Origin of the sequence: Streptomyces lienomycini (assembly GCF_027947595.1) — a bacterium.
Lineage (GTDB): Bacteria > Actinomycetota > Actinomycetes > Streptomycetales > Streptomycetaceae > Streptomyces > Streptomyces lienomycini.
The window spans coordinates 6,094,710-6,110,473 of the sequence record NZ_CP116257.1 but is presented as its reverse complement, the minus strand read 5'-3'; the positions used below and the strand labels follow the sequence as shown (position 1 = coordinate 6,110,473).

Annotated in this window: 16 protein-coding genes and 2 pseudogenes; 4 read left to right on the top strand and 14 right to left on the bottom strand. The window is 73.8% G+C overall.

Features of this window, described 5'->3' with window-relative positions:
- The first annotated feature begins 3 nt into the window (after window positions 1-3).
- Complete coding sequence (locus tag BJ961_RS27885; RefSeq protein ID WP_271415545.1) at window positions 4-360, top strand: 5-carboxymethyl-2-hydroxymuconate Delta-isomerase; 357 nt, start codon at window positions 4-6, stop codon at window positions 358-360.
- Between the two features lie 24 nt (window positions 361-384).
- On the opposite strand, the gene BJ961_RS27880 is transcribed toward BJ961_RS27885, so the two are convergent.
- The 5 genes and pseudogenes from BJ961_RS27880 to BJ961_RS27860 all read right to left on the bottom strand — a co-directional run bounded on the left by BJ961_RS27880 (window position 385) and on the right by BJ961_RS27860 (window position 5,268).
- Entirely contained in the window at window positions 385-828 is a 444-nt protein-coding gene (locus tag BJ961_RS27880; RefSeq protein WP_271415544.1) for a hypothetical protein, read from the bottom strand.
- Window positions 825-1,517: a TetR/AcrR family transcriptional regulator gene (locus BJ961_RS27875; RefSeq protein WP_271415543.1), complete on the bottom strand. Its 693-nt coding sequence runs from the start codon at window positions 1,515-1,517 to the stop codon at window positions 825-827. Before BJ961_RS27875 ends, BJ961_RS27880 begins: the two co-directional genes overlap by 4 nt.
- 57 nt (window positions 1,518-1,574) lie before the next feature.
- Window positions 1,575-2,662, bottom strand: a pseudogene (locus tag BJ961_RS27870) (PDR/VanB family oxidoreductase).
- A 103-nt stretch (window positions 2,663-2,765) separates the two neighbouring features.
- Window positions 2,766-4,697: a hypothetical protein gene (locus tag BJ961_RS27865; protein ID WP_271415542.1), complete on the bottom strand. Its 1,932-nt coding sequence runs from the start codon at window positions 4,695-4,697 to the stop codon at window positions 2,766-2,768.
- Between the two features lie 61 nt (window positions 4,698-4,758).
- Complete coding sequence (locus BJ961_RS27860) at window positions 4,759-5,268, bottom strand: tetratricopeptide repeat protein (RefSeq protein ID WP_271415541.1); 510 nt, start codon at window positions 5,266-5,268, stop codon at window positions 4,759-4,761.
- Between the two features lie 136 nt (window positions 5,269-5,404).
- Between BJ961_RS27860 and BJ961_RS27855 the strand changes: the two genes are divergently transcribed.
- Window positions 5,405-5,845: a hypothetical protein gene (locus tag BJ961_RS27855; protein ID WP_271415540.1), complete on the top strand. Its 441-nt coding sequence runs from the start codon at window positions 5,405-5,407 to the stop codon at window positions 5,843-5,845.
- Between the two features lie 73 nt (window positions 5,846-5,918).
- Here BJ961_RS27855 and BJ961_RS27850 read toward each other — a convergent pair whose 3' ends face one another.
- From BJ961_RS27850 to BJ961_RS27815, 8 genes and pseudogenes are all read right to left on the bottom strand, one after another.
- On the bottom strand, window positions 5,919-7,424 hold the full coding sequence (locus tag BJ961_RS27850) for a DUF1996 domain-containing protein (protein ID WP_271415539.1): 1,506 nt from the start codon (window positions 7,422-7,424) through the stop codon (window positions 5,919-5,921).
- A 144-nt stretch (window positions 7,425-7,568) separates the two neighbouring features.
- Window positions 7,569-8,222 (bottom strand): response regulator, encoded by a 654-nt coding sequence (locus BJ961_RS27845; RefSeq protein WP_271415538.1) that lies wholly within the window; start codon window positions 8,220-8,222, stop codon window positions 7,569-7,571.
- Window positions 8,207-9,484: a sensor histidine kinase gene (locus BJ961_RS27840; RefSeq protein WP_271415537.1), complete on the bottom strand. Its 1,278-nt coding sequence runs from the start codon at window positions 9,482-9,484 to the stop codon at window positions 8,207-8,209. Before BJ961_RS27840 ends, BJ961_RS27845 begins: the two co-directional genes overlap by 16 nt.
- A 52-nt stretch (window positions 9,485-9,536) precedes the next feature.
- On the bottom strand, window positions 9,537-10,565 hold the full coding sequence (locus tag BJ961_RS27835; protein WP_271415536.1) for an SDR family oxidoreductase: 1,029 nt from the start codon (window positions 10,563-10,565) through the stop codon (window positions 9,537-9,539).
- 70 nt (window positions 10,566-10,635) lie between these two features.
- On the bottom strand, window positions 10,636-11,262 hold the full coding sequence (locus BJ961_RS27830; RefSeq protein WP_271415535.1) for a winged helix-turn-helix domain-containing protein: 627 nt from the start codon (window positions 11,260-11,262) through the stop codon (window positions 10,636-10,638).
- Window positions 11,263-11,605: 343 nt separating this feature from the next.
- Window positions 11,606-12,022 (bottom strand): annotated as a pseudogene (locus BJ961_RS27825) (DUF6891 domain-containing protein); the annotation flags it as partial.
- Window positions 12,023-12,186: 164 nt separating this feature from the next.
- A complete protein-coding gene (gene glnII / locus BJ961_RS27820; RefSeq protein WP_271415534.1) occupies window positions 12,187-13,227 on the bottom strand; it encodes a glutamine synthetase in 1,041 nt (346 codons plus the stop codon).
- A gap of 134 nt (window positions 13,228-13,361) precedes the next feature.
- Window positions 13,362-13,865: a MarR family transcriptional regulator gene (locus BJ961_RS27815; RefSeq protein ID WP_271415533.1), complete on the bottom strand. Its 504-nt coding sequence runs from the start codon at window positions 13,863-13,865 to the stop codon at window positions 13,362-13,364.
- 103 nt (window positions 13,866-13,968) lie between these two features.
- On the opposite strand from BJ961_RS27815, the gene BJ961_RS27810 reads away from it, so the two are divergent.
- Entirely contained in the window at window positions 13,969-14,841 is an 873-nt protein-coding gene (locus BJ961_RS27810; protein WP_271415532.1) for an alpha/beta fold hydrolase, read from the top strand.
- Window positions 14,842-14,884: 43 nt separating this feature from the next.
- Here BJ961_RS27810 and BJ961_RS27805 read toward each other — a convergent pair whose 3' ends face one another.
- Window positions 14,885-15,244: an arsenate reductase family protein gene (locus tag BJ961_RS27805; protein WP_271415531.1), complete on the bottom strand. Its 360-nt coding sequence runs from the start codon at window positions 15,242-15,244 to the stop codon at window positions 14,885-14,887.
- Between the two features lie 175 nt (window positions 15,245-15,419).
- Here BJ961_RS27805 and BJ961_RS27800 point away from each other — a divergent pair, with 175 nt between their 5' ends.
- Window positions 15,420-15,734, top strand: a complete 315-nt coding sequence (locus tag BJ961_RS27800; RefSeq protein ID WP_271415530.1) for a hypothetical protein — start codon at window positions 15,420-15,422, stop codon at window positions 15,732-15,734.
- Window positions 15,735-15,764: the final 30 nt, after the last annotated feature.

Sequence of the window (15,764 nt, the reverse complement as noted above, 5' to 3'; positions counted from 1 at the left end):
CCCATGCCGCAGATCAGTGTCGAGCGTTCCCCCTATCTCGACGACGTCGACTGGGAGGAGTTCGCGCTCGCCCTGCACCCGGTGGTCGTCGAGACGGCCGCCGCACGGCTGGAGGCGTGCAAGACCAGGGTGACGCGCACCGAGGACGAGGTCGTCGGCGCGGAACTCGAGCGGCACGCCATCGTCAACGTCTCGATCGCCCTGCTCGCCGGACGCGACGACGCGACCAAGACCCGGCTCACCGAGGCCGTGGTGGAACTCCTGCGCGAGCACGTGCCCCCCAGGGACGGCCTCCGGCTGCACCTGTCGGCCGAGGTCCGCGACCTGGACCCGTCGTACCGGAAGTACGAGAGCCAGTAGGCCCCGCCGGGCGGGTCGCGGGGCTCACGGCAGGTCGCGGCGGCCCAGCCAGGCCGGCCGCACCGGCACCCCGTCCGCGTCCACCTCGGGCTCCGGCCCGACCGGCGGGGGAGCGGGGGCGGGCGGGGCCGCCTCGGCGACCGGCTCCGGGGGCGCCTCGACCACGGGCTCGGGGGCCTTCGGCGCCGCCGAGTCCTCCAGCAGTTCCGCCACCGTGAACCGGGTGACGAACGACTGCCAGGCCCCGTCCACGACGAGCAGGAACCCGTCGCCGACCCGCAGCAGGCGACGCCGCCGGGGGCTGAGGGGATGGGTGGGGGAGTAACTCCGCGCCCGCCGTTCCAGTTCCCCGAGCGCCTCTTCCAGGGACCCGGAGACGTGCCCCACCACCTGGGCCTCCGTGTGCTTGCGCTCCCCGGTGCCCACGGTCGTCTCCACGACCAGTCCCCACTCCGGCAGGGCACTCACCGGGCCGTCAGCGTGAGCAGCCGGTCCACCAGGTCCGCGAAGGGGCCGTCGGCGGGTTCGTCCGCGAGGACGCGGCGCATCAGGGCGCCCATCTCCTCGTCGTGGGCGGCGCTCACCGCCACCAGCGCGCCGAAGTCCTGCACGAGCTGCGCCGCCAGTTCGGCGCGCGGGATGCGGCGCCCGTCCAGCCAGATCAGCGCCGTCGACTCGGCGAGCGAGATCCAGGAGCGGACGACCAGTTCCAGGCGGACGGGCGCGTCGGTGACGTCCAGATGCGAAAGGATCTGGACATACGCGGCCTGCCGCACGGAGTCCACCAGCGCGTTGGTCGTGGAGGAGCCGACGGCCGGCCCGCCGCGCATCAGGGCCGAGAAACCCGGGCCGTGCTCGTCGACGAAGTCGAAGTAGCGGACCATGACCCGCAGCAGCCGCGCCCCCAGCGGGCCCTCGCGCGGCTCCGCGAACCGGGCCGCCAGATCGTCCGAGGCGCGCTGCAACGCGGCCTCGTACAGGCTGAGTTTGCCGGGGAAGTAGTGATAGACCAGCGGACGCGAGATGCCCGCCGCCGACGCTATCTCGTCGATGGACACCTCGTCGGGCGAGCGACGGCTGAACAGATCGAGCGCGACGCCGATCAACTGCTGCCGCCGCTCCTCGACGCCCATTCTGCGGCGTGCCCCGGTAGTCATACGAACACCTTACCGATCGAATCCGGCCCCCGAACGGGCCGGACCGGGCATCGGTGTTCACATGTCGAGCACCAGCCGTGTCCCCCGGCACCTGGACACGCAGATGAGCATCGAGTCACCCCGCTCGGAGTCGGTCAGCAGCTCGTCCCGGTGATCGATCTCGCCCTCCAGCACCTTCTGTTGGCAGGTCCCGCACCAGCCCTGCTCGCAGGAGTACGGGGTGTTCGGCAGCTCGGCGCGCACGGCGGCCAGCACCGAGGAGTCGCCGGGCACGGTCAGCGTGCGCCCGCTGCGGTGCAGCTCGACCTCGAACTCCCCGTCGCCGTCGGCCGTCGCGAGCGGCGCGAACCGCTCCAGGTGCGGTGCGACACCCTCGGGCAGCCGCTCCCCGACGGCCGCCATCAGGCCCTCGGGCCCACAGCAGTACACGGCCGCGCCCTCGGGGAGGTCCGTCAGGAAGGTGTCGAGGTCGGGCCGCCCGTCCTCGTTCTCGGCGACCACGGTGACACGGCCGCCCTCGGGGTCGAGCTTCTCGACCTCCTCCAGGAACGGCATCGACGCGCGCGTCCGCCCGCCGTACAGCAGCCGCCACTCGGTGCCCTCCGGCAGCGACCGCAGCATGGGCAGGAGGGGCGTGATGCCGATACCCCCGGCGACGAAGGCGTAGGCGGGCGCGTCGACCAGCGGGAAGCGGTTGCGCGGTCCGCGCACCTCCAGCTCCGACCCCTCCTGCACCTGCTCGTGCACCTCGCGCGAGCCGCCCCGCCCGTCCTCGACCAGCCGTGCGGCGACGGTGTACGACGAGGTGTCCTCCGGATCGCCGCACAGCGAGTACTGCCGTACGAGCCCCGACGGCAGCACCAGGTCCAGATGGGCCCCCGGCTCCCAGCGCGGCAGGTCGGCGCCCTCCAGGCGGATCCGCACCACCCCGTCGGCCACCCGCTCGTGCGCGGTCACCAGCAGCGTCGGCGGGCGGGAGCGGGACGCCCCGGAGACCGACGGCCGCGGCGCGGACCCCGGCCGCCGCGGCGACCCTGCGTCCGGCGCCGCACCGCCCGGCCGACGACGAGGGCGGCACCGGCCGCCAGGAGCAGGGCCGTCGGCCTCGGCAGCCGTGCCGCGAACGGAACATGCTTATGAGACATGGCGTCAATGTACTGACGGGTAGCTCGGCGCGGAACCCTCTTGCGCGTACTTGTTGACGCCAGCGTCAACGAGCGGGTGAGCGAGCGAGGGGGCGAGCGGGTGCTAGCGCAGTCCGCCGATCGTCCGCCCGTTCTTCAGCGTGCCCTTCAGCTCCGCCCGCGCGCCCTGCTCGGCCTTGGCCGTCAGCAGGTTCCCGTCGGCCGCGCCGCTGATGCCGCCCGTCGCCTCGATCGACTCGGTGTCGCGGCTGCCCGCGGCGAGCAGGTACCAGTGCCCGCCCTCCGACTTCCACAGCACCCCGGCCAGTACGTGCGGGTCGCGCTCGCCGCAGGCCGGCACGTCCTGGGCCTTGGCCGCCACCGCGCCCTGCACGCCGCCCGGCGTCCGGAACTGCGCCATCGCCCGGACCCCTTCGCCCCGCCAGGTCTCGGCCCGGGTGCACACCCACGTCCCCGACCCCGTCGCGTCGGGCAGCGGCTGCGTCGCGAACTCCCAGGCGTTCACCGACCGCACCCCCTGCCCGCGGACCGCGCCCAGTGAGCAGGCGTACGGTGCCCAGGCGCCCAGCGCCTTCGCGCCCGAGGCGTCCTTCGCCGCACCGGGGCGTCCGGTGGTCAGACGCGCGGGCACCAGCTCACCGAGGTCGGTGACCACCCGGGTGTCCGAGCCGTCGGTCAGCTCCAGCACGTTCCACGACGTGCACGCGCCGGACTCCTGCTGCACCGGGCTGGACAGCGGGGACGTCACGCCGTCGGTGAGCGTCAGCTCCCTGGCACCGGAGTCCGGCTCGACCAGATCGCGCCCGGCCGCCTTCGTCACCCAGGGGGCCGTCAGATAGCGGACGTTCCCGTCGGCCCGGCCGAGGACCACCGCGGTCGCCGCGGCCCGGCCGGCCCCGTCGGTCCGCGCGAAGTCCAGGGCGGCCCCGGCCGTCCCGTCCTTCGGCTCGGCGTACCGGACCAGCCGGAGACCGTCGTGCAGGATCACCACCCGGGCGTTGTCGACGGCCCCGGCGTACAGCAGCTGCGGCGGACCGGCCGGGCCGCCGGTCTGGGTCCCCGGCGTCGCGGACACCCCCACGCCCTCGCCGGGCCGGGCCCAGACGGCCAGGGCGCGGCGCAGCAGTTCCCCGTCGCCGGTGAGGTCACCGCGCGCCGGCCACACCGAGAAGTCCGTGCGGGCGGACGTCTCCCACGCCGCCGGCGCGGCCTTCGTCAGCCGGCCCGGGTCGAGGGCGGCCTCGGCGGCCGGGTTGCGGGCGTACGGCGGGGCGGCGGCGCCGTCCGGGCCCCAGCCGTCCCCGGGCAGCCCGAGGAGCGCCCCGCACACCACCAGCGCCGCCCCGGCGACCAGCGCGGCCCTCGTGTGCTGCCGCCGGCGCAGCAGATCGGTCGGCCGGGCCTGCAGCGAGCAGGGGTCGAACTCCGGGGAGCCCAGCAGCCCGTACTGGCCCGGCACCCCGTCGGCCTCCCGCAGCGCGGCGTCCGCGTCGGCGACCCCGGCGGCCCCGAGCAACTGCCGTACGCCGTCGTCGGGGAGGTTCTCCAGACCGCGCAGCGCGTACGCCGCCCGGCCCGGCCCGCTGAGCGCGGACAGCCGCTGGTCCAGGGCGAGTTCGTCGGCACCGCCGGAACGCGGGAAGAGCTTGAGGCCCCGCACGTGGGGCAGCAGCGGCGGCAGCTGGGACCGCCTGGGCCACGCCCGCCGCCGCAGCGGCAGCCCCGCCTCCAGCGCCGTACGCACCACCCGGAGCCGGATCAGCGCGTACCCGGGGTCGATCTCGCGGCCGGTGGACTGGGCCGGGATCACGGGCGTCGCCGTCCGGTTCCGGGGCAGGGCGCGCTGGGTGAGGGCGTGCGCGGTCAGGACGCGGCGGCTGCGGCCGAGCCCCGGCGGCAGCACCAGATAGGCCAGCCGGGCCAGGCGCGGGTAGTGCTCGACGAGCGCGGCCTCGGCCTGCTCGACGTCGACGACCGGGTCGGACGAGGAGGCGGAGGACGGTGCGGGGCGCGGGGCGACATCCTGTGGCTGCACGTTCAGCAGAACGAGCGAACCCGGCGATGGTCACCATGGGCCCGGTCCGGTCCGGGGCGCGCTACTCCTCGGGTTCCACCAGCAGCCGCGCGTAGTTGGCCATCGACCTCTGGTAGCGCGGCAGATGGGGTGCGAGGGCGCCGAGCACCAGGGACAGGCCCTCGCGGTCGCGGCCCATGCTCGACAGGCACAGCGCGAGCGTCGCCCGCACCGCGTCGTTCAACTCGTCGGAGGGGGCCACCAGTTCGGGTGAGAGCAGCTTCACGCCCTCCTCCGGGTGCCCGGTGTTGCGCAGGGAGCTGGAGAGCTGGATCTTCGCCCGGCGCCCCTTGTAGGGGCTCGCCCCGCTCAGCCCGCGTTCCAGGGCCTCGCGGTACAGCGGCACCGCCCGGTCGGAGTGGCCGGTGGAGTCCCAGGCGCAGGCGCGCTCGAACAGGCCGAGGGGGCTGTCCGCCGGCAACTCGTCGGCGAGGGCGTCGATCGCCGCGCGGAAGTCGGCGGCACCCTCCTCGGCGTAGTCGTCGATCGCCGCCCAGGCGGCCGTCACGCGCTCTTCCCAGTCCTGGTCCACGCCGCCACTCTCGCACGGACCGGCGCACCGGGGCACCCGGGGCGCTGAGTACTTCGCGGCCCGTGCCCGTATCGATGGCGGGAGCCCCTCGCGGGGGCTCCGTGCGGCATGTCGCACCAGCGGACCGGAGGAACACATGAGGCTCACCCGACCGATGCTCGCGCCGGCCGCCCTGGCGGCGGTACTGGCGCTGACGGGCTGCGGATCCGGCGGGGACGGCGCCGCCGCCGTACCGAGGACGGCGACCGGCAGTCTGGAGCACCTGGCGGCCGAGGCGAAGTGCGCGCCGGACCTGCAGACCGACGCCGACACCATCCGGCAGGCCCTCTGCGGGACGGGCGACGAGAAGTACGTCCTCGCCACCTTCGCCACCGACCGGGGCCAACGCGAGTGGATCAACACGGCCAAGGACTACGGCGGCTACTACCTCGTCGGCCGCAAGTGGGTCGCCGTCGGCCACGAGGACGTCGTGGCCCAACTCCGCGGCAGCCTCGGCGGCACCCTGGAGCAGGGCGTCCGGCACGGCGGCGGCGACCACTCGGCAGGGTCGGGGGAGCACGCGGGGCACGGTGGCTGACCGGGAGCGGAGCGGGAACGGCAGTGGGCCGGCGGCGGGGAGACCCGCCACCGGCCCACTGCCGTTCCTCGGACTACTGGCAGTCCTTGCCGCGGTTGACGCAGCCGACCACCTTGTTCATCAGCTTCTCGTCCATGACGTTGATGAAGTCGTTGTGATCGGTGATCGGCTTGTGCAGCTGCTCCGGGAAGCTGTCCACGGCGTACGGGTTCCGCACCTGGCCGTTCTCGACGGTCGGGGCGGGGATGTCGTACGCGAGGCGGATCTGCAGCTGCGGGACGGCCTGGAAGCCGTCCGGGCAGCTGCCGTCCCGCTGGACGAACGCCATGTGGTCCCGGTGGTTGGCGCTGTCGATGTTCCGGCCGTCCCAGCAGCTCTGGAAGTTGACCGTCCGCAGCACCTGGCTGCCCTCGGGGCACAGCGGGTACTTGTCCGTCACCTGCCGGTCCTCGAAGCCGGAGCAGCTCCACGAGGTGTTGGCGTTCGCGTCGCCGTTGGTGAAGGACTTGGCGTCGCCGGTGATGACGCGCAGGAACTTCGGCATCGCGACCACGTCGCCCTGCCGGCTGCCGACGAACGTGATCCGCGCCTCGGCCGGCTTGAGGATCCTGCCGATGTTGCCCTCGGCGCCACCGCCCTGGTCGCCCGCGTCGAACTCCTGCGTACCGTCCTGGAGGCGCAGCACCGGCCAGTAGTACGTGGACCTGTCGGCCTGGTTCCGGCAGGAGGTGTCCGCGGCGGCGAGGTCCTCGTCGCTGGAGAAGGCGTCGTTGTCCTGGTTGCCGACGTAGTCGTGCGTGTGGTGCGCGCCGTTGTCGACACCCGGGGCGGCGATCAGGTTGTCGCTGTTGAACAGGTTGTTCTCGTTGACGCCGCAGTCCGTGGTGAAGGTGCCCGTGGAACCGCCGTCGCCGTTCGCGGCCAGACCGTTCCCGCTGTCGCGGGAGTTCGGTTCGACGTCGTTGATGTCGACGAAGTCCTCGGCGACCGGGCCCGCGACACCGTTGCCGTTGTCGTCCTGGTTCTGACCGCCGTCGCCCTGACCGCCGTCGCCCTGGCCCCCGTCCTCCTGGCCCCCGCCGTTCTGACCGCCGCCGTTCTGCGGCCGGTCCGCGGGGCGGCCCTGGCATCCGGCCAGCTCGTCCAGGGTGTCGTCGGCCCTGCCGCCGGCCCGGTTGATCTCCAGCTGGATGCGGTCGATGAGCGCCTTCCGCCGGTCCTCGAGCGGGCCGAGAATGGTGTTCTGGACGAACCGCGCGTCACCCGCCTGCGCCCGCCGTGTGGTGGCGAGCCGCTGGTAGGCGTCGGTGATCTGGCTGTCCATCGTGGCCAGTTCGCCGTCGACCTCCCCGCGCGCCCGGTCCGGCACGTCACGGATCCTCTGACCGACGTCGGGACAGTCGATCGTCGCCACCTGCGCGGCGGCCGACCGGGTCCGGTCGTGGCCGGAATGCTCCTCGTGCGCCGAGGCGTGGAAGTTGGCCCAGACCAGCCCGCCCCCGCCGACCGCCAGGGCCGCCGCCCCGGCAACGATCTTGGTGGCCAGCGGCGTACGGCGTTTTCTCGTGTTGCGTCCCATGGAACTCCTCTGACTTCCTTGCGGGGCATCGAGGGCGCCCGACAGGAGTGAAGCGGCTCCCCTCCATACGGAAGCCGCTCCGGCGGTGTTCACCGGACTCCGAAATCGACGGGGCCCGTGGGACGCGAGGGACACGCGACGGGGTCAGCGGCCGCGGTCCAGGTAGGCGAGAACCGCCAGGACACGGCGGTTGTCGTCGTCCGAGACCTCCAGGCTCAACTTCGCGAAGATGTTCGCCGTGTGCTTCGCGATCGCCCGCTCCGTGACGACGAGCTTGCCCGCGATCGCTCCGTTGGTCCGGCCCTGCGCCATCAGCTCCAGCACCTCCAGTTCGCGGGGCGTCAGCCGCTCCAGCGGCCGGTCCTCCGCCGCGCGCCGGCTGAGCAGCTGCTGGATGACCTGCGGATCCATCGCCGTGCCGCCCGCCGCCACCCGCCGTACGGCGTCCACGAACTGCTCCGCGTCGAACACCCGGTCCTTGAGCAGGTACCCCACCCCGCCGCTCCCGTCGGCCAGCAGCTCACTCGCGTACAACTGCTCCACGTGCTGGGAGAGGACCAGGACCGGCATCCCGGGCCGGTTGCGGCGGGCCTCGAGCGCGCACTGCAGGCCCTCGTCGGTGAGCGTGGGCGGCAGCCGGACGTCGACCACGGCGACGTCCGGCTCCAGTTCGGCCAGGGCCCGGGACAGCTCGGGGCCGGTCTCGACGGCAGCGGCGATCTCGAAGTCGTGGGCTTCCAGGAGCCGGACCAGTCCGTCGCGCAGCAGGAACAGGTCTTCGGCTAGGACAACGCGCAAGGGATCTCCATGGTGACCATGGTGGGGCCGCCCGCGGGCGAGCTGACGGCCAGGACGCCGTCGAATGTACCGAGTCGCCGCTCCAGCCCCACCAGGCCCGATCCCTTCCCGACCACCGCACCGCCCTTGCCGTTGTCGGTGACGGTGACGCGCAGCCGGCCGTCCTCATGGTGCAGGTCGATCCAGATCCGGTCGGCGCCGGAGTGCTTCACGGCATTGGTGAGCACCTCGCTGACCGCGAAGTACGCGGCCGACTCCACGGGTGCCTCGGCGCGGCCGGGCAGGTCCACGGCGACCTCGACGGTGAGGGGCAGCCGCAGGGCGAGGGCGCGCACCGCGTCGCCCAGCCCGCGTTCGGCGAGTACCGGCGGATGGATGCCGCGCACCAGCTCACGCAGCTCGGTCAGGGCGTCGGCCGAGGACTGGCGGGCCTGCGCGAGCAACTCCCTGGCCTTCGCCGGGTTTTTCTCCAGCAGCGCCTCGACGGTGCCCAGGTCCATGCCCATGGCGACCAGCCGGGCCTGCGCCCCGTCGTGCAGGTCGCGCTCGATGCGGCGCAGCTCGGCGGCGGAGGTGTCGACGGCGTCGCGCCGCGTCTCGGTCAGTACGCGTACCCGTTCGGCGAGTTCGCCCTGGCCGGAGCCGAGCATCGCATGGGTGAGCCGGAAGTGGGCGTGCAGCAGGAGCGGGGCGAGCCAGAGGGCGGCGACGAGCAGCACGAGGCCCAGGCCCGCGGCGGCGAAGGCGGAGGTCTGGTCGGTGACATGGACGAAGCCGTACCAGTACCCGTCGGGCAGCACCCGCCACAGCCCGGCCGCGATGACGAAGCCCTCCAGCGGGTAGAGCGGCAGCGCGAAGGCCAGCAGAGCGGTGACGAAGCCCGCAGTCATGTCGACCGGCAGCCAGCGAAGGTCCCGCCAGGTCGCCGGGTCACGGAGCATCCCGAAGGTCCGGGCCCACGGATTGGCGTCCGCGGGCAGCGTCCGGTACGCCCGCGGTATCCGCACCCCGCCCCACTGGGCGGCGAGCAGCCGGCGCCGGTCCGCGAAGGCCCGTACTCCGCTCAGCACGTACGGCGTGGTGACGATGCCCACCCCGATCGGGACGAGGGCGACGGACACGAGGGTCAGGCAGAAGCAGAGCACCGCCCCGGGCAGGGAGATGAAGGCCAACGCCAGTCCGCGGACGGCCGACGACGCCATGCCGTGAACCCGCGTTCGTGGCTGTGTCACCCGTGTGCCGCTCTTCGTCTCGATGCTCATGGCATCAGTGTGGCGGAGGCGACCGGGCGGAACACTGGGCCGGGCACCCCGATCAGGGGGTGGTGCCAGATACACCCCCGCCGGGCCCGTCGGCGGCGAGGACCTTCGCCTCCGTCTCCGCGTCCAGGCCGACCGGCGGCCGGTCCGGGCGCCGGGGCGCCGTGCCGCCGATGCCGCGCAGCCAGGCCCAGGTGTCGGTGACGGTGTCGCCCACCGAACGGCAGGTGAGCCCCGTCGCCAGGGCGCGGGAGACGTCCGCGCTCTGCAGGGCGTCGTGCAGGTCGCTGCCCGGCGGCGTCCACACCGGCAGCTGCCCCCACGGCTCGATGCCGGCGGCGAGGACCGTCTCGGGCGCGGTCCACCGCAGCTCCGCCGCGCCGCCGGTGGCTCCCGCGCAGGCGTCGAGCAGGCCGCCCATGGTGGCGTGCCCCGGCGGCGAGGCCAGGTTGTACGGTCCGCTCAGCTCCCGCTCGACCGCGCCGAGCGTCCAGTCGGCGAGGTCGCGGACGTCGACGTACTGCAGGGGCAGCTCACGCGGGCCCGGGGCCAGGACGGGGCCGCCGCGGGCGACGCGGTCCAGCCACCACGGCAGCCGGCCGACGTTCTCGTACGGACCGAGGATCAGCCCGGCCCGCACGAGCACCGAGCGGTCCGCGCCGAAGGCGTCCAGGACGGCCAGCTCGGCGCCCCGCTTGTCCCGGGCGTAGTCGCGCCGGCCGGCGTCCGCCGAGGCGCCCTCGACGAGCGGGGCGTCCTCGGCGTACCCGGCGGGCGGGGCCCAGGCGTACACCGAGCAGCTTGACACGTACACGTACCGTCCGGCGCGGCCCCGCAGCAGCCGCGCCGCGTCCCGTACGGCGCGGGGCGCCGCCGACCAGGTGTCGACGACGGCGTCCCAGGTGCCCCGGGCCAGGGCGGCGAGCCCGTCGGGCGCGGTGCGGTCGCCGTGCAACGCCCGCACCCCCGGCGGCGGGGCGTGCCGCCCGCGGTGCAGGACGGTCACCTCCCAGCCGCGGCCGAGCGCCGCCTCGACCACGGCCCGCCCCACGAACTCCGTACCGCCCAGCACCAGTAGCCTCATGCCGGTCACTGTGCCCGGTGCGGCGGCCCCGGGGAACGTTTCTCTGCCCTCGGCAGAGAGGTGCGCGGGGTCAGCGTCCGGTGGGCGGCGTGTACTTGTAGCCGACGCGCCGCACGGTCTGGATCGTCTGCCGGTGCTCCGCGCCGAGCTTGCGGCGCAGCCGGGCCACGTGCACGTCGACGGTGCGGCCGTCGCCCACATGTCCGTAGCCCCACACCGTGGTGACCAGCTGATCGCGGGTGTGCACCCGGTGCGGGTGGGTCACGAGATGGGCGAGCAGTTCGAACTCCAGGTAGGTCAGGTCGAGTTCGCGTCCGTCGACGGCCGCGGTGCGCCGTGCGGCATCGATCCGGACGAGCGGGTCCCCGCCCTGTCCCCGCGCACCGTCGGCGCCGCCCACCGGCGCCGGGTCGGTCCCGCCCAGTGGCCGGAACGGCGGCTGCCGGTCGGCGGGGACGAGGACCAGGTATCCGACCATCGGGGGCCGGCCCGGCAGCGCCGGCAGGGTGTGCTGGGGTGCGGGCATCCAGGTGGCGCCCGGCGGCAGCAGGTCCGCGACGTCCACCACCTCGTCCCGGTCGACGGCGCGCAGCCGGTGCCGGGGGCCGCCGGCGCCCGGGAGGGCGGAGGGGGCGGCGCCGGGGGCGTGGGTGGGGGAGTCGAGGGTGACGGTGGACAGGGAACGGGTGGTCGCCATGAGACGTCAGCTCTTTCGCGCGAGAGGTTCGTCGGGAGGAGCGACGGGCGCGAGTTCATGGTCGGGCGCGTCGCGGGACGTACGTCGTGCGCACCGGCGAAGGCGTGGAAGGCCTGGGGTGTTCGGCGTTCTAGCGGGCCGGCGCGGTCGTCGCGCGGCAACACACCCGGTCGAAGTCGTCGTGCTGACGGGAAGGCCAGAACGGCTCGAGGTCATGGCGACCCGTCGCTGCGTACTTCCGGAAGCTGGCCATGGGCCCATTGAAGCAGACGGCGGCGGGGGAGAGGAGACTCCTCTCAGGGTGTGGACGCCGGCCGGCGTGAACCAGCCGCCGGGCCGGTCGTCCCGCCAGCCGTTTGCGCCAGTTCAGCGGGGTGACCAAGACGGCGGTGCCCGGGTCGCCGTCCCCCCGGGTGGACAGCCCGGACCCGGCGAACGCCGCCACGACCTCGTGTCCGACGGCCGTGGTCGTCTCCTCGAAACCGTCGAAACCGCCGTGGCGCAGCACGAGTCCGTGCCCCTCGGCGGCGGCCTCGGTGCTCTGCCGGTGGAAGTCCAGGGCCTCGAAGACGCGGGTGAGCCGGTCGGGGCCGGTGGTCTCCTCGCCCCAGGTCTCCTGCTCGGCCAGCCGCTCCAGCCACAGCCGGTCCGCCAACCGCCAGGCCTGGGAGCGGGACACCGGCCATGCGTCACCGGTGTCCGGGTCCCGGTGGTCCCGCACGGTCGCGACCAGTGCCCTGCGGCTGTCGTACCCGCAGCGCCAGTCGACGCCCGCGTCCCAGCCGGGCTCCTGGCGGGCCCGGCCGGTACTCCCCGCCCTCCTCGTGCCACACCTGCGCGAACACGTGGGGGACGTCCGGTATCCGCTGCACCACCAGGAAGCGGTCGTCGGCGTGGCCGATACCACTGGCAGCGCGGCCGGGCTCAGACCTGGCCGGCCTTCTCCAGCGCCGCGCAGCAGGTGTCGACGAGCAGCCGCGTCACCACGTACGGGTCGACGTTGGCGTTGGGGCGGCGGTCCTCGATGTAGCCCTTGCCGTCCTTCTCGACCTGCCACGGGATGCGCACCGAGGCACCGCGGTCGGAGACGCCGTAGGAGTACTCGTTCCACGGGGCGGTCTCGTGCAGGCCGGTGAGGCGGTCGTCGATGCCGGCGCCGTAGTTCTTGACGTGGTCCATCGGCTTGGAGCCCTCACCGAGGGACTCGGCGGCGGTGATGATCGCGGCATACCCCTCGGGTCCTTCGCGCATCGCCCTGGTGGAGAAGTTGGTGTGCGCGCCCGCGCCGTTCCAGTCGCCCTTGACCGGCTTGGGGTCGAGGGTGGCGGAGACCTCGAAGTCCTCGGCCGTGCGGTAGAGCAGCCAGCGGGCCACCCACAGCTGGTCGGAGACGTCCAGCGGGGCCAGCGGGCCGACCTGGAACTCCCACTGGCCGGGCATGACCTCGGCGTTGATGCCGGAGATGCCGAGACCGGCCTTCAGGCAGTTCTCCAGGTGGGCCTCGACGACGTCGCGGCCGAAGATCTCGTCCGAGCCGACACCGCAGTAGTAGCCGCCCTGCGCGGCCGGGAAGCCGCCCTCGGGGAAGCCGAGCGGGCGGGCGCCCTTGAAGAACGTGTACTCCTGCTCGATGCCGAAGACCGGCTCCTGCGCGGCGAAGCGCTCCGACACCTCGGCCAGTTCGGCGCGGGTGTTGCTGGGGTGCGGCGTCAGGTCCGTGTCCAGGACCTCGCACAGCACCAGGATGTCGTCGCCGCCGCGGAGCGGGTCGGGGCAGGAGAAGACCGGCTTCAGCACGCAGTCCGAGGAGCCGCCCTCGGCCTGGTTGGTGGAGGAGCCGTCGAAGCCCCAGACCGGCAGGGCGTCCAGGCCGGCGGGGGCGTCCGTGATGATCTTCGTCTTGGAACGGAGCTTGGCCGTCGGCTCGGTGCCGTCGATCCAGATGTACTCAGCCTTGAAGGTCACGGGGCCACATCCTTCGGGGTGGGTCTGGGCGCGTTCGCGGGTGCTGCGGCGTGCGGCACCGGGGCGCCGCGTCCACTGCCGAGCAGCGTGGCAACGGGCGATTTCCCGACCGTTGCCCGTGTGTGAACCCCGTGTTACCCGGCGTCGTTGTGGTGCGGTTCACGGGGCCGTGCGGGGTCGCGGTGCCCGGCCCCGCCCTCCTCGGCCGCCTCCCGCACTCCGGTCAGGAAGCCCCTGATCGCCGCCAGTTCCCGCGCGTCGTACCCGCGCAGCAGTTCCACCGCACGCCCGATCAGCGGCCCGAAGTGGGCCTGGCCCAGGCCGACGGCCCGCTCGTCCACCTCGACGGTGACCCTGCGCCGGTCCCGTGCGTCGCGCACCCGGCGCACGTGACCGGCCCGCTCCAGCCGGTCGACCAGCGCCGTCGCCCCCGCGGAGTTCAGCCCGAGCGCGGCACCCAGGCGGCCGGCGGTCATCGCCTCGTCGGCCCGCGCGGCGTCCATGAGCACGATGAGCGCGCGGACGTCGGTGGGGTGCATGCCGTTGCGCTGCGCGAACCGGGCGCTGTGCGCCCCCAGTTCGACGGTGACCGCGCGCAGCAGATGGACGATCTCCATCTCCGTCCCGGGGTCGGTCATGGGGTCAGCCCTCCGTTTTCGTCTCGCTCGACAAGTATCTCGTTCAGCGAGATAATACTGGAGGAGCAGGAACAGGGAGCAGGCGAAACAGGGGGCACCACGCATGAGCGCTCGCGGTCCGTACGACGCCGCACGTTTCCACGACGCCTACGACAAGGTCATGGCCAAATGGCCCGAGGGAACCGGGCCGGTGACGGTGCCCACCCCCTTCGGCGACACCCACGTCCACGTGAGTGGCCCGGCCGACGGCCGCCCCCTCGTACTGCTGCCGGGCGGCGGCGCGGCGACCTCCGCCTCCTGGTACGCCCAGGCGGCCGCGCTGTCCCGCACCCACCGCGTCCACGCCGTCGACCTGGTCGGCGCCCCCGGCCGCAGCACACCGGCCGGGGAGCGCCACCCCCGTACGGTCGCCGACCTCACCGACTGGCTGGACGCGGTCCTCGACGGCCTCGGCATCGGGGAGACGGACCTCGGCGGGCACTCCTACGGCGCCTGGATCGCCCTGCACCACGCCCTGCACGCACCCGACCGGGTACGCCGCCTGTTCCTCCTGGACCCGACCCGGTGCTTCGCCGGGTTCAGGGCGGCCTACCTGCTCCGGGCGCTGCCGATGCTGCTGCGGCCCACGCCCCGCCGGGTCCGTGCCTTCCTGGACCGGGAGACCGGCGCGACCCCGCTCGACGCCGACTGGCTCGCCCTCCAGGAGGCCGCCGTCGGCTTCCCCGAACGCAGGCCGGTGACCGGGCCGCGCCCCGCCCCGCAGGCGCTGCGCGCACTGGACCTCCCGGTCCTGGTGCTCGTGGCCGCGAACAGCGGGGCCCACGACCCGGCCGAGGTGGCGGCCCGGGCGCGCGAGCTGCTGCCCCGGGTGCGGACGGCCGTCCTGCCGGACATCTCCCATCACGCGCTGCCGCAGTGCGCGCCGGCCGAACTGGGCCACCGCCTCGCCGACTTCCTCACCGCGCCGGGCGACTGAGCCTCACCCGCGTCGCGCCCCGCCCGCCTCGGGGCGTCCCCGGCTAGCGGGACAGCGCGTCCCGGACCGCCTCGTCGGTGCGGCCCACGACGGCCGTTCCGTCGTCGGCCGTGATGATCGGGCGCTGGATCAGCTTGGGGTGCTCGGTGAGCGCGGTGATCCACCGCTCGCGCGACCCCTCGTCACGCGGCCAGTCCTTGATCCCCAGCTCCCCGGCGTCCGCCTCCTGGGTGCGGGTGATGTCCCAGGGTTCGAGTCCGAGGCGGGTGAGCACCTCGCGGATCTCCGCCGCGCTCGGCACGTCGTCCAGGTAGCGGCGGACGGTGTAGTCGGCCCCCTCGGCGTCGAGCAGACTGATCGCGCTGCGGCACTTCGAACACGCCGGATTGATCCAGATCTCCATGGCGCACACGGTAGCCCGAGGGGCACGGGAACTCGTTCACCACGTGCGTCACAGACACCCCGAAAGCCGTTGTGGCCAGGGGCTTTTGTCAGTGGTGGGCAGTAAAATGGAAGCAGTGTTCGAGGGTGTCGCCGGGAGGCCCGGACGGCGCCCTGACCGCGACTGGAGGATGCCCGTGCCCGCTGCCGCACTGAAGCCGAAGCCGCTGCCCACCCAGTCCACCGCCAAGCGGCCCGTCCTGCTCGACGTGCCGTACGAACCCGTCGAGAAGCGTCCGCTGCCCGCGGGCCGTCCCCGCGAGTGGTACGTCACGCACAACCGCCGGCTCAAGGCGATGCGGCTCGCCATCGCCCTGCTCGACTCCGGCGTCCACCTGCCCGACCAGGCGCGCAACGAGAGGATACGGAGCGCCGCGCTGACCATCGGGGTTCACCCGCCGTCGGACACCACGTGCCACATGGTGCGGGCGCTGATGCGGTACTCGCGGTGAAGCCGGACGCCGGGCGCCCTCCCCGCTGAG